Source organism: Arthrobacter rhombi, from assembly GCF_900163545.1.
GTDB lineage: Bacteria > Actinomycetota > Actinomycetes > Actinomycetales > Micrococcaceae > Arthrobacter_H > Arthrobacter_H rhombi_A.
The window spans coordinates 156,496-178,300 of the sequence record NZ_FUHW01000038.1; the positions used below are offsets into that span (position 1 = coordinate 156,496).

The 21,805-nt window shown below is 66.1% G+C and carries 21 protein-coding genes; 15 read left to right on the forward strand and 6 right to left on the reverse strand.

Annotated elements, in window-relative coordinates:
* Window positions 1-138: 138 nt before the first annotated feature.
* Together FM101_RS11240 and FM101_RS15880 are read left to right on the forward strand one after the other, a co-directional pair.
* Window positions 139-1,827: a sodium:solute symporter family protein gene (locus FM101_RS11240; protein WP_086999628.1), complete on the forward strand. Its 1,689-nt coding sequence runs from the start codon at window positions 139-141 to the stop codon at window positions 1,825-1,827.
* Between the two features lie 28 nt (window positions 1,828-1,855).
* Window positions 1,856-1,978 (forward strand): putative transporter small subunit, encoded by a 123-nt coding sequence (locus FM101_RS15880; RefSeq protein ID WP_241895426.1) that lies wholly within the window; start codon window positions 1,856-1,858, stop codon window positions 1,976-1,978.
* Between the two features lie 172 nt (window positions 1,979-2,150).
* On the opposite strand, the gene FM101_RS11245 is transcribed toward FM101_RS15880, so the two are convergent.
* Together FM101_RS11245 and FM101_RS11250 are read right to left on the reverse strand one after the other, a co-directional pair.
* Window positions 2,151-3,068, reverse strand: coding sequence for a DNA-methyltransferase (locus FM101_RS11245; RefSeq protein ID WP_086999631.1), 918 nt, complete (start codon window positions 3,066-3,068; stop codon window positions 2,151-2,153).
* A 17-nt stretch (window positions 3,069-3,085) separates the two neighbouring features.
* Window positions 3,086-4,744 (reverse strand): DEAD/DEAH box helicase, encoded by a 1,659-nt coding sequence (locus tag FM101_RS11250; RefSeq protein WP_241895427.1) that lies wholly within the window; start codon window positions 4,742-4,744, stop codon window positions 3,086-3,088.
* A gap of 390 nt (window positions 4,745-5,134) precedes the next feature.
* Between FM101_RS11250 and thiO the strand changes: the two genes are divergently transcribed.
* Genes thiO through FM101_RS11265 form a run of 3 tightly spaced genes read left to right on the forward strand, consistent with a single transcriptional unit; the run spans window position 5,135 to window position 7,357 of the window.
* On the forward strand, window positions 5,135-6,322 hold the full coding sequence (gene thiO / locus FM101_RS11255) for a glycine oxidase ThiO (RefSeq protein ID WP_086999634.1): 1,188 nt from the start codon (window positions 5,135-5,137) through the stop codon (window positions 6,320-6,322).
* On the forward strand, window positions 6,319-6,567 hold the full coding sequence (gene thiS, locus FM101_RS11260; protein WP_086999636.1) for a sulfur carrier protein ThiS: 249 nt from the start codon (window positions 6,319-6,321) through the stop codon (window positions 6,565-6,567). Before thiO ends, thiS begins: the two co-directional genes overlap by 4 nt.
* Window positions 6,560-7,357 carry a thiazole synthase gene (locus FM101_RS11265; protein WP_086999638.1) on the forward strand — a complete coding sequence of 266 codons (798 nt, stop codon included), beginning with the start codon at window positions 6,560-6,562 and terminating at the stop codon, window positions 7,355-7,357. The genes thiS and FM101_RS11265 overlap by 8 nt, the downstream gene beginning before the upstream one ends.
* A gap of 29 nt (window positions 7,358-7,386) precedes the next feature.
* On the opposite strand, the gene FM101_RS11270 is transcribed toward FM101_RS11265, so the two are convergent.
* Entirely contained in the window at window positions 7,387-8,850 is a 1,464-nt protein-coding gene (locus tag FM101_RS11270) for an RNB domain-containing ribonuclease (RefSeq protein ID WP_245806687.1), read from the reverse strand.
* An 80-nt stretch (window positions 8,851-8,930) separates the two neighbouring features.
* Between FM101_RS11270 and FM101_RS11275 the strand changes: the two genes are divergently transcribed.
* Together FM101_RS11275 and FM101_RS11280 are read left to right on the forward strand one after the other, a co-directional pair.
* Window positions 8,931-9,602 (forward strand): ferritin-like fold-containing protein, encoded by a 672-nt coding sequence (locus FM101_RS11275; protein WP_086999640.1) that lies wholly within the window; start codon window positions 8,931-8,933, stop codon window positions 9,600-9,602.
* Window positions 9,603-9,645: 43 nt separating this feature from the next.
* The gene (locus FM101_RS11280) at window positions 9,646-10,326 is read left to right on the forward strand and encodes a 4a-hydroxytetrahydrobiopterin dehydratase (protein WP_086999641.1); all 681 of its coding nucleotides are present in this window, start codon (window positions 9,646-9,648) and stop codon (window positions 10,324-10,326) included.
* Window positions 10,327-10,404: 78 nt separating this feature from the next.
* Here the strand turns inward: FM101_RS11280 and FM101_RS11285 are convergent, their stop codons facing one another.
* Both FM101_RS11285 and FM101_RS11290 read right to left on the reverse strand, forming a co-directional pair.
* Window positions 10,405-10,632, reverse strand: coding sequence for a DUF3107 domain-containing protein (locus FM101_RS11285; protein ID WP_086999643.1), 228 nt, complete (start codon window positions 10,630-10,632; stop codon window positions 10,405-10,407).
* Between the two features lie 67 nt (window positions 10,633-10,699).
* Entirely contained in the window at window positions 10,700-11,281 is a 582-nt protein-coding gene (locus FM101_RS11290) for a TetR/AcrR family transcriptional regulator (protein WP_086999645.1), read from the reverse strand.
* 127 nt (window positions 11,282-11,408) lie between these two features.
* On the opposite strand from FM101_RS11290, the gene moeB reads away from it, so the two are divergent.
* Window positions 11,409-12,593, forward strand: a complete 1,185-nt coding sequence (gene moeB / locus FM101_RS11295) for a molybdopterin-synthase adenylyltransferase MoeB (RefSeq protein ID WP_086999647.1) — start codon at window positions 11,409-11,411, stop codon at window positions 12,591-12,593.
* Window positions 12,594-12,630: 37 nt separating this feature from the next.
* Here moeB and FM101_RS11300 read toward each other — a convergent pair whose 3' ends face one another.
* On the reverse strand, window positions 12,631-14,007 hold the full coding sequence (locus FM101_RS11300; RefSeq protein ID WP_087000041.1) for a glutamyl-tRNA reductase: 1,377 nt from the start codon (window positions 14,005-14,007) through the stop codon (window positions 12,631-12,633).
* A 191-nt stretch (window positions 14,008-14,198) separates the two neighbouring features.
* On the opposite strand from FM101_RS11300, the gene hemE reads away from it, so the two are divergent.
* The 7 genes from hemE (at window position 14,199) to hemB (ending at window position 21,803) form a co-directional block, all read left to right on the forward strand.
* Window positions 14,199-15,269: a uroporphyrinogen decarboxylase gene (gene hemE, locus FM101_RS11305; RefSeq protein WP_086999649.1), complete on the forward strand. Its 1,071-nt coding sequence runs from the start codon at window positions 14,199-14,201 to the stop codon at window positions 15,267-15,269.
* 85 nt (window positions 15,270-15,354) lie between these two features.
* Entirely contained in the window at window positions 15,355-16,833 is a 1,479-nt protein-coding gene (gene hemG, locus FM101_RS11310; RefSeq protein WP_086999651.1) for a protoporphyrinogen oxidase, read from the forward strand.
* A gap of 64 nt (window positions 16,834-16,897) precedes the next feature.
* Window positions 16,898-17,602, forward strand: coding sequence for a hydrogen peroxide-dependent heme synthase (hemQ, locus tag FM101_RS11315; RefSeq protein WP_086999653.1), 705 nt, complete (start codon window positions 16,898-16,900; stop codon window positions 17,600-17,602).
* A complete protein-coding gene (locus tag FM101_RS11320) occupies window positions 17,599-18,813 on the forward strand; it encodes a ferrochelatase (RefSeq protein WP_086999656.1) in 1,215 nt (404 codons plus the stop codon). Before hemQ ends, FM101_RS11320 begins: the two co-directional genes overlap by 4 nt.
* Window positions 18,810-19,814 (forward strand): hydroxymethylbilane synthase, encoded by a 1,005-nt coding sequence (gene hemC / locus FM101_RS11325; RefSeq protein WP_241895429.1) that lies wholly within the window; start codon window positions 18,810-18,812, stop codon window positions 19,812-19,814. Before FM101_RS11320 ends, hemC begins: the two co-directional genes overlap by 4 nt.
* Window positions 19,815-20,756, forward strand: a complete 942-nt coding sequence (locus FM101_RS11330; RefSeq protein WP_086999660.1) for a uroporphyrinogen-III synthase — start codon at window positions 19,815-19,817, stop codon at window positions 20,754-20,756.
* A 63-nt stretch (window positions 20,757-20,819) separates the two neighbouring features.
* Complete coding sequence (hemB, locus tag FM101_RS11335) at window positions 20,820-21,803, forward strand: porphobilinogen synthase (protein ID WP_086999662.1); 984 nt, start codon at window positions 20,820-20,822, stop codon at window positions 21,801-21,803.
* The last annotated feature ends 2 nt before the right edge of the window (window positions 21,804-21,805 follow it).

Genomic DNA, 21,805 nt, shown 5'->3' on the forward strand with positions numbered 1-21,805 from the left:
GGAATGCGCGCCTTGAATGCGTCCGCACCGGACAATGCCCGCCTCACGGTGGCCTGGCAATAGCGCCCGAATTCCCGGGCCGGCGCGCTGCGACAAGGGGAGGCATCCGGTTGGCCGACCCGCGAGAAGAGGAGCAGCATGGCACCGAACGGTGTAGAGCTCCAGCAGTTGAGCGGATGGTTAGTCATCGGCCTGTTGGTGTTTTTTTACGGTGGGACATTCCTGATGACCCTCGGGATTGGTAAGAAGAAGGAAAACGCGGACGGCTACATGACCGCGGGCAACAACATCGGCTTCGGCATCTCCGCGGCGAGCATGACGGCAACGTGGATCTGGGCCTCGTCGATGTACGCCTCGGCAACCTCCGGCTACACCTACGGCATCTCCGGCCCCATCCACTACGGGCTCTGGGGCGCCTTGATGATCCTGTTCATCTACCCCTTCGGCAAACGCATCCGCTCCGTGGCCCCCCGGGCGCACACCCTGGCCGAAGTCATGCACGCCCGGCACGGCCGCGGCAGCCAGCTCATGCTCGCCGGCTCCAACGTGGTGGGCAGCCTGATTAGCCTGACCAGTAACTTCATCGCCGGCGGCGCACTGATCGGCCTGCTGTCGCCCTTCAGCTTCCAGCAGGGGATCCTCACCGTCGCGGCCGGCACCCTGCTGTACTCGCTGTGGTCGGGTTTCCGTGCCTCCGTGTTGACCGACTTCGCGCAGGTGCTGGCCATGCTCGGCGCCGTCGTGGTCATCATCCCGGTGGTGTTCTTCGCCGCGGGCGGGACGAACATGTTCGTCGAGGGGGTCTCGAACGTGACCCCCCAGCAGGCGAACTTCTTCTCCTCAGAGGCCTTCATGAACCAGGGCGCGCCGTACATCGCGGCGGTGCTGGCCTACGCCATCGGCAACCAGACCATTGCGCAGCGGCTCTTCGCCGTCCGTGAGGATCTGATCAAAAAGACGTTCGTCACCGCTACCGTTGGCTATGGGGCCACCATCATCGGCGTCGGCATGCTCGGCGTCATGGCCCTGTACCTGGGCATCACGCCCACCGGCGGGGACCTGAACAACCTGATCCCCGAAATGGCAGCCACCTACCTTGGACCGGTGTTGTTGTGCCTGTTCCTGGTGATGATCATCGGGGCGTTGTCCTCGACGGCCGACTCCGATCTCAGCGCCCTGTCCTCGATCATGATGGCCGATATCTACGGGCAGAACGTGGCCAAAAAGGGTGAAGTCAACCCGAAGACCATGCTCCTGGTCGGCCGTATCTCCATGGTCGTCGCCACCGGTGCCGGGCTCTACTTCGCCAGTGGGGCGCTGAACATCCTGGACCTCCTGGTCTTCGTCGGGGCCCTGTGGGGTTGCCTGGTCTTCCCCGTGATTTCCAGCTTCTACTGGAAGAAGGTCACTAATATGGCCTTCGTGACGTCGGTGATCGTCGCCCTGGCGATCTTCATCCCCGTACGTTTCTCCTGGATCCCCGTCGACGGGCTCTGGGGTTACACGGTCGACGTCTTGTCGATCGTCGGGGTCGGTGTGGTGCTCGGGCTGATGCTCTTCGGCTTCTTCGGTGGCCGGGTGGCACGGATCGGTGGCGTCATCGCGACCCTGGCCGTTGCGCCCTTCGCCTTCGGGCACCTGCATGACTACGCGGTCCTCAGCGGCTCCCTCGTCGCCTACGCGGTCTCCACGGTGCTGTGCTATGTGATGTCAGCCCGGTCCTCGATGGAATTCGACTTCGAGACCATCAAGGACAAGGTGGGCGATTTCGACCCCTCGGATCGCGCGACAGCAGCCCGGCCCGACACCGCAGAAACGCATTCCTGATCCTGTAGGAGGAGACAATATGGAACCGATGATCTTGACCGCATATGTGCTCATCTGGCCGGTGATCGTTGCCGGAACACTTTTCGTCATCACCCGGGCCTTCCTGCGTGAATGGCGCCAGGCGCGTCGGGACGAGCGCACGATGGTCTAATCGTCCGCGTGGACCGACCGCTCCGGCACCCTGCCAGGTGACGGAGCAGACGGCCGTTGCACCACCGGTTCGGTAGGGGTGCAACGGCCGTCTTGTCGTCAAGGAGGAGTGCCGGTGGGAAGAGAACGACGACGTTGTCCCCTGCCCACCGGCTGCCGTGCCGGCTGGACGGTCACCTGTGTTGGAAAACAGTATGCTCCGGAAGGCGCTCACGCATGGTCTCGATGGCTGCTGGATTCGCGTCCACGCAGACGAACCGCCGATCCAACTGGGTTGCGGCAGCGCCGGTAGTGCCTGAACCGGCGAAGAAGTCCAACACCCAGTCTCCCGGACGGCTGCTGGCGGCGATGATTCGACGCAGGATCCCTAGCGGTTTCTGCGTGGGATAGCCGGTCTTCTCCTTGCCGGTGGGCGAGACGATGGTATGCCACCAGACATCGGTGGGTAGCTTGCCACGGGCCGCCTTCTCGGCGGTGACCAGCCCGGGGGCCATATAGGGTTCCCGGTCGACTTCGACGGAATCGAAGTGGTAGGTGGACGGGTTCTTGACATACACCAGGATGTTGTCGTGTTTAGCCGGCCACCGGCTCTTGGACCGGGCACCGTAGTCATAGGACCAGATGATCTCGTTGAGGAAGCACTCCCGGCCGAAGATCGCGTCCAGCATCACTTTGGCGTAGTGGACCTCCCGGAAATCCAGGTGGAGGTATAACGTGCCGTCGTCAGCTAGCAGCCTCCACGCCTCCAGGAGGCGCGGCTCCAGGAAAGCCCAGTAGTCATCGAAGGCATCATCGTAGCTGTGCAGGGTTCCGCGGATGGTCGAGTAGCTGGCGCCCTTGAAACCTACCCGGTCACCTGAACCGTCGATATTGCGGACCATCGTCGTCGCCTGCCGCGATTGCTGGCGACCGGTGTTGAACGGCGGGTCGATGTAGACGAGAGTGAACGAACCATCGGGCAAGGTGGGCAGGAAATCGGCGTTATCGGCCTGGACGACGAGGTCGGGCCCATCGGGGGACCAGCTGTTCGCGGACCCCACCCGGGTGGGGACCCCGGCCGGGTGGCCGGGCTCCCCACCGGATGCCGGCATGGTTGCACCCACAGGTGCTACTCGGACTCGTTGCGGTTGACGACCTCGCCGTGGTGCCGGCGCGTCCGCGAGCGGCGACGACGTGCCGGACGAGCTGCCTCGTCGCTGGTGGGACCGGTCTCGGCGGGCTGGCGGTTCGCCTCGCCGGTTGCCTCGCGGTTGGGGCGATCGGATCGGCCGTGGCCGCGACCACGACGGCCGGCACCATCTCCGCCTGATTCCGAGTCGCGACCGCGTCCGCGACCTGCATCGCGCCCCGAACGGGACCCTGATCCACGGCCCTTCTCACGTTCGGCCGGACGCTTGCCGGTTTCGCCGAGATCCTCGAGCTTCTCGCCCGACAGGCCCTGGAGCTTGCGTTGGTTGCGCGGCAGCCGACCCTTGGTCCCGGCCGGGATATCCAGATCGGTGTAGAGATGGGGTGAGGAGGAATAGGTCTCCACCGGTTCTGCCTGATCCAGTCCCAGCGCCTTGTTGATCAGGCCCCAGCGGGGGACATCGGACCAGTCAACGAACGTGATCGCCGTACCCTTTTTCCCGGCACGACCGGTGCGACCGATCCGGTGAAGGTAGGTCTTCTCGTCCTCGGGGCACTGTAGGTTGATCACGTGGGTGACGTCCTCCACATCGATGCCGCGGGCGGCCACCTCGGTGGCGACCAACACGTCGACCTTGTGGTTGCGGAAGGCCCGCAGTGCCTGCTCACGGGCACCCTGACCGAGATCCCCGTGGATCGCACCGGCGGCGAATCCGCGGTCGATCAGTTCCTCGGACAGTTTGGCTGCCGAGCGCTTGGTCTTGGTGAAGATGATGGTGCGTCCGCGACCTTCGGCCTGCAGGACGCGGGCGACCACTTCGTCCTTATCCAGCTGGTGGGCTCGATAGACGACCTGGCGGATGTCCTTCTTCGTGATGCCGTCGTCCTCGGGGTCCGCGGCACGGATATGCGTGGGGCGGGACATGTAGCGGCGAGCCATCGACACGACGGCGCCGGGCATGGTGGCCGAGAACAGCATGGTCTGGTGCACGGCAGGAATCGCGGCGAGCAGGGTCTCGACGTCGGGCAGGAAACCCAGGTCGAGCATCTCGTCGGCTTCATCCAGGACCACGATGCGGATGTTCTTGAGGTTCAGGTGCTTCTGCTTATGCAGGTCGATCAGACGCCCCGGGGTGCCGACCACCAGTTCGACACCGGCCGTCAGCTGTTCGATCTGCGGCTCGTAGGCCCGGCCGCCGTAGATCGTGGCGATGCGTGCGTTGCGCTTGGTCGCTGCCTTCTGGATGTCGGCGGAGACCTGGTTGGCCAGTTCACGGGTCGGGGCCACGATGAGAGCCTGCGGGGCGCCGGGGCTGGGCAGCTTGTCATAGTCGGGATCATCCCGGCCGATGACGCGTTGCAGGGCAGGAATACCGAAACCGAAAGTTTTGCCGGTACCGGTTTTAGCCTGTCCGATGATGTCGTGGCCGGCCAGGGCGACCGGCAAGGTCATCGCCTGAATCGGGAAGGGGTGGATGATGCCGGCATCGGCCAGGGACTCAACGATGTCCTCCCGGACACCGAAATCGGCGAAGGTCTGTTCGGGCAGTTCGTGCGGGGCATCCTCGGAGGCGAGGAGACCGTCGACCGGAAGCTCGATGGTTCCGGTGTCGTCGGTCAGTTGTTGCTCAGTTTTCAATGAAATCTCATTCGTTTAGGCGCCGGGGCTCGGTGTGCTCGACGTCCTCTGAAAACGGAGAGCGGAGTCCACCGCAGCAGCGGCGCGTCCAGCGGAGCCGATCGCGGGCTAACCAGCGCGAATGAACGCGCAAAAGGTGCAGGTTCGCTGGGAATTCCTGCCAAGTAAATGCGTCTGGTACGACCGGGCATCCTTGTCTACCCCCTCAGTCTAACGTGCCGCGACATAAACACCGCCCCGGGACCTGGCCGCGCGTGGTGTGAGTTACGCTGGAGCCGAACCACGGGAGCCCGCAGACGGGCTGAGAGGGTGCTGCCGCCGTAGAACGGCTCCGAGCGCCGACCGAGAGACCTGATCCGGATCATGCCGGCGGAGGGAAGGTAGCGAAGCATGCATTGTGCCGTCATCGGTGCCGGGATCATCGGCTTGTCGATTGGCTGGGAACTGGCCCGCAGCGGATACCAGGTCACCGTGATCGACCCGGCCCCCGCAACGGGGGCCACCCACGCCGCGGCCGGAATGCTCGCCGCCGTCACCGAATTTCATTATCAGGAACGCGAATTGCTCCACCTCTCGGTTCCTGCTGCCGCAGCCTGGCCACAGTGGGCCCAAGCTGTGGAAGCAGCCAGCGGACGGTCCACCGGCTTCGAGGCCTGCGGCACGCTGGTGGTCGCCGCCGATGCGGCCGACCGTGCCGACCTTTCGGCGCTGGCCGAAGCCCAACACGCCGTCGGACTGGGAATCGGGGAGCTGGGAACTGCTGCGGCCCGCGAAATCGAGCCCCTGCTGGCCCCCCGGTTGGCCGGCGCCTTCCACGCCCCCGCGGATGCCAGGACCGACCCGCGTCGCACCGCCGAAGCCCTGGTGGCCGCCCTCGAGTCCGAACCCGGGGTGGCCTTTTACCGCCAGCGGGCGACCGCCGTCGTCCAGGGGGAGCGCGGGCCCACGGTGCAGACCGTCAGCGCCGACGGAGAACGGGCCGAAATCGAAGCCGATGAAGTCATCGTGGCCACCGGAACAGGAAGGATCGGCGAGCACGGGGCGCCGGGGGAGGGCCTGACCGGATTGCCAGCGATCCTGCGGCTTCCGGTCCGCCCGGTATTCGGCGACGTCCTCAGGTTGCGGCCCACCGCCACGGCCCCCCGTCCGGCAGGTTCCACGGTGCGTGCGCTGGTCTCCGGACAGCGGGTCTACATCCTGCCGCGTCGCGACGGTGAAGTCATCGTGGGCGCCACCGAACGCGAAGATGACCAGGCCGGAGTCAGCGTGGAGGGGGTGCACCGGTTGCTGCGTGATGCGCTGCGTGTCATGCCTGCCCTGGCCCACTACGAATTGGTGGAACTGACGGCTCGCGCCCGTCCCTCGACTCCCGATCACTTGCCGTTGCTCGGACGCATTGGCCCCGGATTGATCGCCGCCACGGGATTCCACCGCCATGGTGTCCTGCTCAGTGTGGCGGCTGCGGCGGCAGTCAGCATGCTGCTCGCCCCGGCGCCCGAGGCCACCGCGCCACGTTCTCCCCCGACCATCCTTGACCCGACCCATCTGGCATCCTTCGACCCCTGGAGATTCTCATGAACGACACCAAGGCCCCACTAATCCTCAACGGACAGGCCGAGGCCCATGCCGAACTCAGCGTGCTGGAGCTGATCCGGCGCGAGACCGGTCTGGCGCTGGGCGCCGATGGCCGCACCGCTGAGGGGACGAGTCCTGGTCTAGCGGCAGCGGTCAACGACGAGGTCGTCCCTCGCTCGGCGTGGGCCGGAACCCCGTTGCAGCCAGGCGATCGCATCGAGCTGCTCTCGGCGGTGCAAGGTGGCTGAAGTAGCCCACACCGATGACCTGGTCGTGGACGGAACCCGGTTCAGCTCACGATTGATTACCGGCACCGGCGGCGCCCCCGGCCAGGACGTCCTTGAAGCGGCACTGATTGCCGCAGGAACCGAACTCACCACGGTGTCGATGCGCCGCCATGCGGTGGTCCCGGGCCGCGAATCCATTTTCGCGTTGCTGAGCCGCCTGGGGATCCGCTTACTGCCCAATACGGCGGGATGCCATACGGCACGTGAAGCAATCCTGACCGCCAAAATGAGCCGCGAAGCGGTGGATACCGACTGGGTCAAACTCGAGGTCATCGCCGACGACGAATCATTGCTGCCCGATATTCCCGAACTGCTCAGCGCTACCGAGGAACTGGTCGCCGACGGTTTCAAGGTCTTCGCCTACACCAACGACGACCCGGTGGCAGCCCAGCGGCTCGAGGACCTGGGGTGCACGGCCGTGATGCCGTTGGGCGCGCCCATTGGCACCGGGCAGGGGATCCTGAACCCGCATAACATCGAATACATTGCCTCACGGTTGACGGTCCCCGTCGTGCTTGACGCCGGCATCGGTACCGCCTCTGACGCGGCCCTGGCCATGGAGCTGGGTTGCGACGCCGTCCTGTTGGCCACCGCCGTCACCCGGGCGCAAGAGCCGGCGTTGATGGCCGAGGCGTTCAGGCATGCGGTACGTGCCGGTCGACTGGCCCACCGGGGTGGACGAATCCCCCGCCGACCCATGGCCCACGCCTCATCGAGCATGCAGGGGCGGGCGGAGTTCCTCCTGGGCTGAGCGGCCCCTCACGGGAGCCGATGGCGGGATCAGGGAATCGTGAACAACACCGTGTGCTTTTCGATATCGGCCTGGACGAGTTCGGCCTGAACGCGCTCGCCGGCTTCGGCCCGGCCCAGGAACCGGGCATTGACCGCCGGGTCGAGGATCTGCAGACGCCCCCCAGGGGCGTCACCGTTCTCGTGGGCCTTGGCGGCTTGTTCGGGGGACGTGCCATTAAGCGTGATCGCTTCGAAGGTCTCCCCGATCCGGTCCGAGAGCAGGGCAGCCTCGACGGTATCGATGGCTGCCCGCTCGGCAGTTCCCGCCACCTGGTTGGAGGACTGCATCAGCTCCGGCAACAGCGGGAGCGCCCGACGGATCCCTTCGGGAACCTCGACGCCCCGGACCAGATGCTCGCAGACGACGAGACTGAAACGATCCACCAGCCGGCGCAACGGCGCCGTGGTGTGCGCATAGGGGGCCGCGATGGCCGCCTGGCTGCGTTCAGCGGGCAGTTCGCCATCGAAGGCCGTGTAGCCGGCACCGCGGAATAAAGAGGTGGCCGCATGCATGATGGCCAACTGACGTGGTTCGGTGACGTCGAGGGAGCGCAGGAACTCGCCGTAGGGTACCCCCTGCTGCCAGGGGGTACCCAGTGAGGCAGCCTCCCGCCGGAAGGCCCTGGAACCGTGCTCATCGGGGGCGGGCATGGTCCGCAGAATTCCGATCCCGCCCTCGAGCATGATCCGTGCCGCTTCCATCCCGGTGAGCAAGGAGATCTGTGCATTCCAGTCCTCCACGGGCAGGGCGGCCCGGGTCGCGAGGAAGGGGACCCCGTCGTCGTCCACCTCGACTTCCTGCTCGGGAATGCGCAGGCTCGCGCCACCGCGTTCACGTTCGGCTTCGATCCGTTTGAGCCCGACCTCCTTCAGCAGGGCCAGTGATTCGGAGGCGCTGCCGTCGTCGATGTCGGCTTGGACGCCGGCGTAGTCGAGCTTCTGTCGGCTACACACGGTGGCGCGGGTGAGGTCGGTGTCGATCACCAGCGCGTTGGCGTCAAGACGGAAGGTCCAGACGTAGGCGCCGCGGCGTTGGCCCGGCAACAGCGAGCCGGCATCCTCGCTGATGATCTCCGGATGCAGGGGCACCCGGTGGCCTGGCAAATATAGGGTCTGCCCGCGGCGCCTGGTCTCGGTGTCCAGGGCGCCGCCTTCTGTGATGAAGGCCGGCACATCGGCGATGGCATAGCTGACCACATAGCCGTCCCCCTCGCGGGCGAGATGGACTGCTTGGTCCAAATCGGTGGAAGCAGCCGGGTCGATGGTGACAAATTCGATGTCGGTAAGGTCGTGTTCGGGCAAAACCAAGGTATCGATCGCTGCTTGGGCCTCGGCCAGTGCTTCGGGCGGATACTGCCCGGGCAGCTCCATCGCGGACACCAACGACTCCAGTGCCGCCGCAAGCCGTGTCTGGCGGGCACCGGTTTTCAGGTCAATGAGTTTGCGCACCACAGGTTCAGCCTAACCACATCAGTGGGGGAAACGTGCGCCCGACCCGGGGAGGGAGCGGGGCCGGAGGTAAGCTGGCCTGCATGACCGAGCTGCCACCGCCGACCCTTGACGATGCGACCCGAAACCGGGCCGAACTGGCCCTGTGTGGGCTCATGGCCTACCGGGAACTGACCGCATTCGAACGACTATCCTCCGATGCACGGTTCTCTCCGACCATCATCGACCGGGTGGCACTGGCCCGACTGGCCGTCCATGAGTTCGGCCATTATGAGCGAGTGGTGGAAGTCATCACCGCCCGAGGGGCCGAGCCAGCGGATTCCATGGAACCTTTTGTGGCCTCCATCGATGCCCTGCACGATCGCACCCGCCCCGGGGACTGGTATGAATCCTTGATGAAGGCCCATGTCATCGACTCGGTCTCGGGGGATTTCTATGTCGCGATCTCCCGCGGTTTGGACCCCGATATCCGTCGACTCGTCCAAGAGGTACAGGCACTGGATGAGCAGAATAAATGGCTCCACGAACGCCTCCAAGAAGCCCTGCAGGAAGATCCTCGGCTGGCCTCCCGGTTGGCGCTGTGGGGCCGGCGCCTGCTGGGGGAGGCCCTCACCCAGGCCCGCAGGATCGCCGAAAGTGGTCTTTTCAACGATGCGCTGATCACCCCGGACGGGGAAGAACCCCTGAGCGTCCTGTTTTCCGAACTCGTGGAAAACCATTCGCGCCGGATGGCTGCCCTGGGGTTGACTGCCTGAGCCAACGGCACGAGCATGGGCCCAGGGAGCGAAAGGAGAGATCATGACCGATCCATCCACCGAACCGGCAGACACCGTGCTGACGGGGACCCGACTCAATGAAGCCCTGACCGGGCTGCCCGATTGGCGGTACCGTTTGGGCGCCCTCGTGACGGCCTACTCCTTCGCCAGCTCAGCGTCGGCCATCGACTTCATCGCCGGCGTGGGGGCGATTGCCGAGGACCTCAATCACCACCCAGACCTGGACTGGCGGTATGACACCGTCTTCTTGACGGTTTCCTCCCATGAGGCAGGAGGTGAGGTCACCGGTCAGGACATGGAATTCGCCGAGGCAGTGTCCAGGGTTGCGACGCGGGCCGGGGGGACCGCCGAACCGCGTCGTCACACCACCGTGGAGTTGGGCATCGATACCGAGGACCCCTCACGGATCGCCGAATTCTGGACCAGTGCACTGGGATATCAGTTGGCGGATAACGGCGATGTCGTCGATCCGGAAGGACGCAACCCGAATATCTGGTTCCAAGTGACCGATACGCCGGCGAACAACAGGATCCACCTGGACCGGCACGTTGCGCTGAGCACCCTGGAACTCGAGCGGGAAAATCTTCGCCCGGTGGCCGGTGAGGGAGACGGGACACGGCACCCTGCGTTCAGGGTCTATGCCGACCCCGACGGAAACCGGGTCTGCCTCTGCACCGAAATCGGCCATATGCCCGCCGACTGAGGTGGCCAGAGAAAAACTGCCGGCCCCGACACGTGGTTTCTGCGTGTCGGGGCCGGCAGTTTTCTGCGGGGTGTTTCGTTAGGCCTGGGCGGCGAAACCGACGCGGCGCTGTTCCTCGGCGCCAACCTCCACATAGCCGATGACACCGGCCGGGACGATGATCTGGCGGCCCTTGGAATCGCTGAGCACCAGATCGGTGGAGCCGCTGATGGCGTCGCGGACGGTCTGACTGACCTGTTCCGCGGTCTCGGCAGATTCGATGACAACCTCGCGGGCAACATTCTGGATTCCGATGCGCACGTCCATGGTGGCTCCTCTTAAGTCGGGGTGGGCGCCTCGAGCGACGCCCCTATGCTTCAGGGTCAAATCTACGTCAGGATTCCTTCGGGAACCGAGCAATTCCGCGCCAAGCTAAACGCGAGACCAGGTCGCTGGCCTCGTCGAGATCAACCTCGCCCTCCAGCTCGAGCCAGTAACGGGCCGCGACCTGGGCCATACCTGACATCGCCCGGCCCAAGAGCACCGCTTGGGCCTGGCTGAGACCGGTGTCCTCGGCGATCACCCCGGCAATGGCATCGGCGAAATTCGCGTTGAAGGCCTCCAGCCGGGAACTCACCGCCGCGTCATTCATCAGATCCGATTCAAAGACCAGGCGGTGGGCCTGACTGTCACCGGCGATGAAACCGAAGAACTCACGGATGGTGGCCCTGACCCGCTGCTTATTATCGGTGGTGGAGGCGATGGCCAGGAGCAGCCGGTGGGAGAGGGCCTCCAGATGTTCGTCGAGCAGCGCGAGGTAGAGCTCGCGTTTGCCCGGGAAATGCTGGTACAGCACCGGTTTACTGACCATCGCGACGTCGGCGATCTCGTCCATGGCAGCGCCATGGTAGCCATGGGCCACAAAGACCTGATGCGCGGCCTGCAGCAATTGCCGCCGCCGCTGGTCCCGCGGCATCCGAGGGGTCCGCTGAGAATTTTCTGGACTGCGCTCCACTGCCTGCCTCTCCTCCGTAACGTCGTCGTCGTTACAGATGGAGTCATTCTACCCATGGGTAATCCACGGCTGGGACTAAGCTGGGAAAATGCAGGATGCGATACGAACAGCCCCCGGCCCCCTCGTTGAACCAGCCGTCGAGCTGGGTCCGGAAGAACTGAAGCGCTATTCACGCCATATCATCATCCCCGAGGTCGGCCTGGAGGGGCAGCGGCGGCTGAAGAACTCCCGCGTTCTCGTGATGGGTGCCGGTGGGCTGGGTTCCCCGGCACTGCTCTACCTGGCTGCCGCCGGCGTCGGGAGAATCGGTATCGTCGAAGACGACACCGTGGAAGTCTCCAACCTGCAACGTCAGATCATCCATGGCATGTCCAATGTGGGGCAGGGCAAAGGTGAGTCGGCGCGGCAGAGCATTGCCGAGATCAACCCGTTCACCGACGTCGTCCTGCACGACGTGCACCTGGACAGCACCAACGCGTTGGAAATTTTCGCCGACTACGACCTCATCCTGGACGGGACCGATAACTTCGCCACCCGCTACCTCGTCAACGATGCGGCGGCGATCTTGAATAAACCCTATGTCTGGGGGTCGATCCTGCGCTTTGACGGCCAGGTCAGTGTCTTCTGGAACGGTCAGGGCCCCACCTATCGGGACCTGTACCCCGAGGCGCCGCCGGCCGGAAGCGTTCCCTCCTGCGCCGAGGGCGGCGTCTTTGGGGTGCTATGCGCACAGATTGGGGCAGTGATGGCCGCCGAGGCCATTAAGCTCATCACCGGGATCGGCGAATCCTTGCTGGGCCGGGTGCTCATCCTCGACGCACTGGCCATGAACTGGCGGGAAATCCGTTTGCGTCCCGACCCGGAAACGGTCCAACCGGCCGAATTGCTGGAAGACTACCCGGCGTTCTGCGGGATGACCCCTGCGGGAGAACCGGCCCAGGAACTACCGACCATCGATCCGCTGGGCCTGCGTGAGCTGTTGGCAGCACGTGCCGCCGGGCGCAAGGACTTTGTCCTGATCGATGTCAGGGAAGCGGGCGAGGCCGAGATCGTGTCCATCGACGGTGCCGAATTGGCTCCGCGCGCCCAAGTGCTGGGAGGGGACATCAGTCTGCCGCGGGATCGTGAGGTGGTCCTGCACTGCAAATCAGGTGGACGCTCCGGCGAGGTGCTCGAGTACCTGATCGACCAGGGCTATGACAACGTGCGGCATTTGGCCGGAGGCATCGCCGCCTGGGTCGAACAAATCGAACCCGAAAAATCAATGTACTAGGGGCTGTCAGCAGCGGGGTGGAGCACCGGCGTGCACGCTAGGATTCGCGGCGTTCGGGGCAGGGCGGGCCGTCGGTACCCGTAGCGGGCAACGCCGGCGGGCCGGTGGTTGGTTCCTCGGCGCGGATCCCGGGCGCGGCCTGGTGGCCGGTGGCTGCCGGGGATTCTTCGAGCTCGATGCCGAAGAGGGTGGTGAGGGCATCCTCGACATCGCCGTGCCGTCCTTCTGCGGCCAGATCCCTAGCCCTCACGGTGGGGACATGGAGGAGTTGGCGCATCATGCGGCGCATGGCGAATTCGACTTCTTCGGCAGCCGCGGTGCAACCATGCTGGGCCCTGACCCGCTGCACTTCGGTCTCGAGGACCTTCTGGGTGTGCTTGCGGAGCGCGACGATCGCGGTATCTGCGCTGCGCTGGCGCTGCTGCCCGGCGAATTTCTCGGCAGCGTCGGTGACGATGACCCGGGCCTGGGCCACGGCTTCTGACTGTTCGGCGGGAGCAGCCATGCGCACTGACTCCAGCGTGATCAATTCGACGCCGTCCAGATCCGAGACATCGGGGTCCACATCGTGGGTCAGTGCCAGGTCAATGGCCACCAGGGGCCGCCCGTTGCGGTCCAACGACTGCAATTCGGCGGCATCGATACGCACCCCGCCGCCGCTGCAACCGATCAGCACGTCGGCCTCACGCAAGACGGTCGGCAGAGCCTCATCGTCGATGGCCGTTCCGCCGCGGGACGCGACGAAGGCATCGGCCCGGCCCGAAGCCGAGTAGACGGAAACGTTGGCGGCCCCGCGTTCCTTCAGCCGGGCCATGGTGGCGCCGGCATAGGCGCCGGTACCGAAGATGACGACATTGAGCTCCGACCAGGACGCCGCGACCGAGAGGTCCTCGGAAAGATCGAGGGCCACCGAGACGATGGACAGGCCCCGGCCGCCCAACGCGGTGCGGGTCCCCACATCCTTGGCGGTCCGTGAGGCGCTCTGGAAAAGCCTCACGAGGGGACCGGAAGCCGTACCGGTGGCCTGCGCCTCGATGAGGGCCCGCTTCACCTGGCCAGCAATCTCACGTTCACCGATGACTGCCGAATCGAGTCCTGCCCCGACAGCGAAAAGGTGGGAGACGGCGTCGTCCGCTGTCTTGGTTTCCAAGGCCTGGGAGACCTGATCCTCGGCCAGCCCGGAGGCGGCAGAGATCTGTTCGATCACTGCCTGACGAGCCGCGGGTACCTCGGTCTCGCCGGGGGCTTCGCAATAGACCTCGTAGCGGTTGCACGTGGACAAGACGACAGCGCCGGAGACCGGGGTCGTGCCATCGAGCACGGCAGAAGCGACCCCGTCGGAAGCGGCGCTCAGCCGGGCCACCGTTTCAAGGTCGATATCAGAATGGGATGCGACAAGTGCTAGGAAAACCACAATGTCCAACATCGTACCGCTAGAGTGCCCATCGGGACATGCAGGCTGCCCTAACCTGAGGGCCTGGATCCCCCGGAATGACGGGCCAGAATAGGATTTTTACGAGACGTAGAACGTGTCGTTGGCCACGAAGGGTCTTCGCAGGTGGCAAGGATTAGCGGTTCAGTGGGTGGACTTGGCAGAATCGGAGCATGACCTTGAGCGCTAGCCACCCGTTGATGGATGGGCGTACGTCCTCATCCGATCTCATCACGACCTACCGAGGCGGGGTGCCCAACCGGCGCCCCGTATGGTTCATGCGCCAGGCAGGACGTTCGCTGCCTGAGTATCGCAAGCTCCGCGAAGGCGGAAACATGCTCGATTCCTGCCTGAACCCGGAGATGGCCTCGGAAATCACCTTGCAGCCGGTACGCCGTCACGGGGTGGACGCGGGAATCTTCTTCTCGGATATCGTCATCCCGCTCAAACTCGCAGGGGTCGGCGTGGACATCGTTCCCGGCGTCGGCCCGGTTCTGGACGAACCGGTACGCACGGCAGCCGATGTGGCCCGCTTGCCCGAACTCACCGATGCCTCACTGGACCCCATCCGTGAGGCGGTGGCCCTGACGGTCGCCGAACTCGGCAGCACTCCGCTGGTCGGCTTTGCCGGGGCCCCGTTCACCGTTGCCGCCTACATGGTCGAAGGCAAACCGTCCCGGGACCACCTGGGCCCGCGCCGGATGATGCACAACGACCCGGATACCTGGAACGCCCTGGCCGAATGGGCTGCCGAGGCCTCGGGTGCGTTCCTGCGCGCCCAGCTGGAAGCAGGTGCCAGTGCCGGCCAGCTCTTCGACTCCTGGGCCGGAAGCCTGTCGCTGGCCGATTACGAGCAGTTCGCCGCGCCGGCCTCCACCCTGGCCTTCTCCCGGGTCAAGGACCTGGGCGTGCCGCTCGTGCATTTCGGGACCGGGACCGGTGAACTCCTGACGGCGATGCGTGACTGCGGTGCCGACGTGGTGGGGGTGGATTACCGACTGGAGTTGGCCGAGGCCAACCGACGCCTCGGCGGACAGAGTGTCCTGCAAGGCAATATCGATCCGGCCTTGCTGACCGCCCCCTGGGAAGTCCTCGAGGCCCACGTCCGTGACGTCCTGGCCTCGGGCGCGCACGCTCCCGGCCATGTGGTCAACCTCGGACATGGGGTTCCCCCGGATACCGAACCCGAGGTCCTGACCCGGGTGGTGGAACTCATCCACTCGATCCCCCCGACCGCAGGCTGACATCTCGTGCACACCTGATCATCAGGACACGGGGCGATAATGGTGGGGACCCTTCGTGGGTCTCCAGCGCGGAAAGGACGTAGGGATGACGCAGGCCGAGAAGATCGTCGGCACTCCGGGCCATGCTTCGGCGCCCCGCGCGATCGTGGTCGGCGGAGGGATCGCCGGGCTCGTGGCGGCCCGCGAACTCTCGCTCACAGGACACCACGTTGACGTCTTTGACGCTTCCTCACGCTTCGGTGGAAGCGTGGCATCCCATGAGGTGGCTGGGCTGAAACTCGACGCGGGCGCCGAATCCTTCGCCGTCCGTTCCACCGCCGTCGCCGAGCTGGCCACCGAACTGGGCTTGGAGGCGTCGATCCAGACGCCGAATCCTGCAGGTTCCTGGCTGTACCACGCAGCCGATCACGCCAAACGGGGTGGCCCCCGGGCCCTCCGGATGCCGGCCACCGCCCTCCTGGGCATCCCCGCGGATCCTTGGGCCGAGGACGTTAAAGCGGTGATCGGTGCGGCAGGCTGTGTTCGGGCTGCCACCGATCTGGCCATGCCGGTGACCCGACGCCAGGCCAAGGAACCCATCAGTTTGGGCGAACTCGTTCAGGCCCGAATGGGCCAAGCAGTCCTGGACGGACTGGTGACCCCCATCGTTGCCGGAGTGCATTCGGCCGATCCGACCACCCTGGACGTCGATACGGTCGCCCCCGGGCTACGCGCCGCCATGGTGAAACACCATTCCTTGGCTCGAGGCGTCGCCGCACTGCGGGCTTCGGCCCCGGCAGGTTCGGCCGTCGCCGGGCTGGCCGGTGGCATGCACCGACTGATCGAGGCACTGCTGGACGAGCTGAAAACCGCGGGTACCGGACTGCAGGTGGGATCCACAGTCCTGTCCCTGGCTCGGAAGGCGCCCACCGAAGGATTTTCCGAGGGCGACTGGGAGGTCACCGTCGAAGGCCAGGCGGCCCCCGAAACCGCCGAACGGGTCATCATCGCCACCCCCGGGCCGGTCGCCGTGGATCTACTGGCCGGCCTCCTGCCCGATGCCGCCGCCCTGCGACCGAAGACCGGACACGGCATCGCGCTGGTGACGCTGGTCGTGGACCAGCCGGAGCTCGACGCGGCACCACGCGGCACCGGTCTGCTGGTTGCTCCCGGAACCCCCGGTGTCACGGCAAAGGCCCTGACCCATGCCACGGCCAAATGGGGGTGGCTCGCCGACGAGGCAGGACCGGGAACCCATGTGCTTCGGCTGTCCTACGGACGCCTCTCCGACGGCCCCGACACGATCCCCGCAGACGACTCCGTCCTGGGCGATATCGCCATCTCCGACGCTTCGACCCTGATGGGTGTCCGGCTCTCGGCAGCCGATGTGGTCGGGTGGGACGTGGTCCGCTATGACGCAGCCCTGCCTTTCGCCACCACCGGCCACCGGGACCGGGTCGATGCCTTCCGTGCCGCCCTGGCCGAACAACCGGGGCTCGACGTCGTCGGCGCCTGGCTGGCCGGCACCGGTTTGGCCTCGGTCGTCGCCGACACGAGGGCCCGCACCTCCATCACCGCCAGTTGACTGCGGCCAACCGGCCGCCAAGACCCCACCGAAATATCCAGCAGCAGAAAGTTGAGGCCACACCGTGAGCCAAGCACCTTCCACCACCGAAACCGGCACGTCCGAGGCCCCGGAGGAAGAGCTCTTCTATACCCTGTGGACCGTGTTCAAACGCGATTCCGACCTGGACCGCAGCGAAGGCGTCGCAGCCTTTGACGCCCTGGTCACCGAGCTGGCCACGGCCGGCGTCGTCCTGCGCGGCACCTACGACGTCTCGGGGATGCGTAACGACGCCGACATCATGGTGTGGTTGCATGGCCCGAAACCCGATGGCCTGCAGGAGGCCGTGCGCAAGATCCGGCGCACTTACCTCTTTGCCGAAACCACCCTGGTCTTCTCCGCCATGGGAGTACACCGGGATGCGGAATTCACCAGGAACCATTCACCATCCTTCGCCCTGGGCAAGGAACCGCAGAAGTGGCTGTGCTTCTACCCCTTCGTCCGCTCCTACGAGTGGTACCTGCTCGAGGGTGAACAGCGCGGCAAGATGCTGCGGGACCACGGCATGCTCGGCAAGGATTTCCCCCAGGTCCAGGCCAATACCGTCGCCTCGTTCGCGCTCGGCGACTGGGAGTGGCTGCTGGGCCTGGAAGCCCCCGAACTGATCGATCTCGTCGACCTCATGCGCCACCTGCGCTACACCGAGGCACGGAACCATGTCCGCGAGGAGATCCCCTTCTACACCGGCAAACGCATCAGCACCGCCGAGGTTGCCGAGGTGCTGCGATGAGCCAGCCCGAGCAGTCCTTCGACCCGCGGACCGGCTACGACGACGCAGGGCGGATGGAACCCAAACCCTATGACGCCATCCTGCTCGCCTCCTTCGGCGGCCCCGAAGGCCAGGAAGACGTCATCCCGTTCCTGCGCAACGTCACGCGCGGCCGCGGTATCCCCGATGAGCGTCTCGAAGAGGTCGCCACCCACTACCGGGCCAACGGTGGCATCAGCCCGATCAACGCCCAGAACCGGGCGCTGAAATCGGCGATGGAAGCCGAACTGGCCTCCCGCGGGATCGACATCCCCGTCTACTGGGGCAACCGCAACTGGGACCCCTACATCCCCGAGACGCTCAAGGCCCTGCACGAGGACGGCCACCGGAAGGTGCTGATGTTCTCCACCAGCGCCTACTCCTGCTACTCCAGCTGCCGCCAGTACCGCGAAGACCTGGGCGTGGCCCTGCGCGAAACCGGGCTCGAGGGCATCCTCGAGGTCGATAAGGTCCGCCAGTACTTCGACCACCCGGGCTTCGTGGACCCCTTCGCTGAAGGTGTGGCCGCCGGTTTGGCCGACGTGCGCTCCCAGCTCGCCGCTGCCGGCACGCCCGAGGCGCCGGTACGGATTGTCTTCGTCACCCACTCCATCCCGCTCTCCGACGCCGAAGCCGCCGGCCCACGGGATCTGGCGCCCACACTGGACACCGATGTGTACTCGGCCCAGCACCTGGCCGTCGGCGAGGCTATCCTGGCCCAGGTTCCCGAGGCCACGGGCCTCGAACACTCACTGGTCTTCCAGTCCCGTTCGGGTTCCCCGGCCACCCCGTGGTTGGAACCGGATATCAACGACGCGCTGGCCGACTATCACGCGTCGGGCACCGGAGGCGTGGTCGTGGTACCGATCGGCTTCGTCTCGGATCATATGGAGGTCCTCTGGGACCTGGATACCGAAGCCAAGGAGACCTGCGAGGAACTGGGATTGGCCTTCAACCGGGCAGCCACCCCGGGCACGCACGAAAAGTTTGTCCGCGGCATCGTGGACCTGGTCTCCGAACGGATCGCCGGACCCGACGGTTCGGCACTGCTTGCAGGCCGGCAGAGCGAGGTCGAGCTCGGCCCCTGGTTCGATGTCTGCCGTCCCAACTGCTGCTCCAAGATCATGCGTGACGGCACGATCAAGCCGACCATCGCCGCCGTGGACTCCGAGGTGGGGGTGCCCGCATCATGAGCGAGGAAATGACCGGACAGGGAACGACGACGGAGCCCGGCTTCCGTGTGGGGACGCGTGGTTCGGCGCTGGCCATGACCCAGACAACCACGGTGGCCGAAGCCCTGAGCGCGGCTTCCGGGCAGGGGCATGAGCTCATCCGGGTCAAAACCGAGGGCGACGTCACCTCCGGCCCGTTATCCCAGCTCGGCGGCACCGGGGTGTTCGCCGCCGCGCTGCGGATGTCGCTGCTTGAGGGCGGCTGCGATGTGGCGATCCATTCGCTCAAGGACCTGCCCACGGCCCAACCAGAAGACCTCGTCATTGCGGCCACGCCGGTCCGGGTCGACGTCCGTGATGCGCTCTGCGCCCGGGACGGGCTGAGGCTGGATCAGCTTCCACCGGGCTCCAGAATCGGCACCGGATCCCCGCGCCGGGGCGCCCAACTGAAGGCTGCCCGGCCCGATCTGCAGATCGTGGGCATCCGCGGGAACGTCGGTACCCGGCTGGGCCGGGTCGCCGGTTCGGCCACACCGGAGGACGACGGCGGGGTGGGCCGCGGTGTCCAGGGTGACTTGGACGCCGTCGTGCTGGCCGCTGCAGGACTCGAACGGTTGGGCCTGGGCGAACACATCACCGAGTACCTGGATCCCGAGATCATGCTCCCGGCGCCCGGGCAGGGGTCGTTGGCCGTGGAGGTCCGTGCCGGTGGCACCGGCAACTCCGAGGTCGACGCAGCACTGAAGGTCCTGGATGACCCCGAAACCCGGATGACCATCACCGCAGAGCGGGCCCTGCTGGGCCGACTCGAGGCCGGTTGCTCGGCACCGATCGGCGCCCTGGCGAGGATCGTCGACGGTGAATTGCGGTTAGACAGCGTTGCCTGCGCCCCGGATGGTAGTGACTGGATCCGACGTAGCGCCACCACCGAACGCCTCGACATCGAGGGCGCCCAGGCCGTGGGGATCGCTCTGGCCGAGGAACTACTCGACGCCGGGGCCGCCCGGATGGCGGGCCTTTAGGTGCCCGATCGCCGATGGTTGGCCGGACGGTCGGCGCTGCTCTTGCGCAGCGCTGACCGGTCCGCTCCCACCGTGGCCGAACTGGCAGCCCGTGGCGCGACAACCCTGCTGTGCCCGCTGATCGACTTTGAACTCCCGGAGGACACCACCGGGATCGACGACGGGATCCGTCGCCTGGCCGACGGCGGATTCGACTGGCTCCTGCTCACCTCGCGCACCACGGTGCTGGCCTTGCAGCAGCGCTCCGCCGCACTGGGCGTGGTTGGAGCGGGATCGGCTGGCAGAGAACCCAGCGGAATCCCGGCCACCGGAAGCGGGATACCCGTTCCGGAACCGACCCGAATCGCCGTTGTCGGCGAGGCAACGGCCCGGGCGGCCACGGCAGCTGGCCTGCCCGTGGAATTTGCTCCGGAGACCGACCACTCGGCGCGTGGCATGTTGGCCGAATGGCCCGCCATCTCCCGCCCGGGGCCCGGCAGCACCGTCTTCATGCCCCAAGCCGATATCGCCTCTTCCACACTGGCCGACGGCATGCGCCACTGGGGTGCCGACGCCTTCGTCGTCACCGCCTACCGCACCGTTGATGCCCCCGCCGAACCATCGCGTCGTCTGCGCGCACCGGAAGCCGAACCGGCACCTGCCCCCCTGGTGGAACCCGCAGTGTTGACCCGGAACGGAGGTGTCCCGGAGTCAGTGGACGCCGTGTTCTTCACCTCCCCGAGCATCGTCAGGCGCTACCTGGCCCTGGTCGGCACGCCACCGGACACGGTAGCTGCCATCGCCATCGGCGACTCCACCGCCGAGGAGTTGCGCCGCAACGGCTGGGAACCTGCTGCCATCGCCTCCACGCCCACCCCGGCCGGGCTGGCCGACGCTTGGGAGTTCGCGGTGCACGATCCGTCGCCACCGGGTGAACCCGCCACCACCGACCACCCAGACTGAACCCACGAACCCCCGACCACGAACGCCCCGCATGCCACCCGGGGCAGAGAGCTGAAGGCCACGATGTCTTTCCCCGCCCACCGGCCCCGCCGGCTGCGTACCACCCCCGCCATGCGTCGGCTTGTCGCCGAAGTCGATCTGGCCCCGCGCCAGCTCATCCTTCCCACGTTCATCCGTGAGGACCTCACCGAACCACAACCGATCACCTCCATGCCCGGCGTCGTGCAACACACCACCGATTCGCTCAAACGCGCAGCCGTCGAGGCCGTGGAACTGGGGCTCGGTGGGTTCATGATGTTCGGTATCCCGGCCCACCGTGATGCCACCGGCAGCGCCGGGATCGACCCCGAGGGGGTGCTGAACCGGGCCATCGCCGACGTCAGGGCAGAAGTCGGCGACGATATTGTCATCATGTCCGACCTCTGCCTGGATGAATTCACCGACCACGGGCACTGCGGAGTCCTGGACGAGGAGGGCCGCGTGGATAACGACGCCACCCTGGCGATCTACGCGCAAATGGCCGTCGTCCAGGCCGAGGCGGGCGCCCATATGGTCGCCCCCTCGGGGATGATGGACGGCCAGGTCGCCGTCATCCGGCAGGCCCTGGATGCCGCCGGGCTGGCCGACACGTCGGTGCTGGCCTACGCCGCGAAATACGCCTCCGCGTTCTACGGGCCCTTCCGTGAGGCCGTGGATTCGCAGCTGAGCGGGGACCGGCGCACCTACCAGATGGATGCCTCCAACCGCCGCGAGGCCATCCATGAGGTTGAACTGGATCTGGCCGAGGGAGCGGATCTGGTCATGGTCAAACCGGCCATGAGCTACCTGGACGTCCTGGCCGACGTTGCCGCCATGTCACCGGTCCCGGTCTCGGCCTACCAGATCTCCGGTGAGTACGCGATGATCGAAGCCGCCGCAGCCAACGGGTGGATCGACCGCCGCGCCGCCGTCACCGAATCCGTGCTGTCCATCCGCCGTGCCGGCGCCGACACCGTCTTGACCTACTGGGCCGCCGAACTCGCGGGCTGGCTGAAGGAAGGAAAATAACC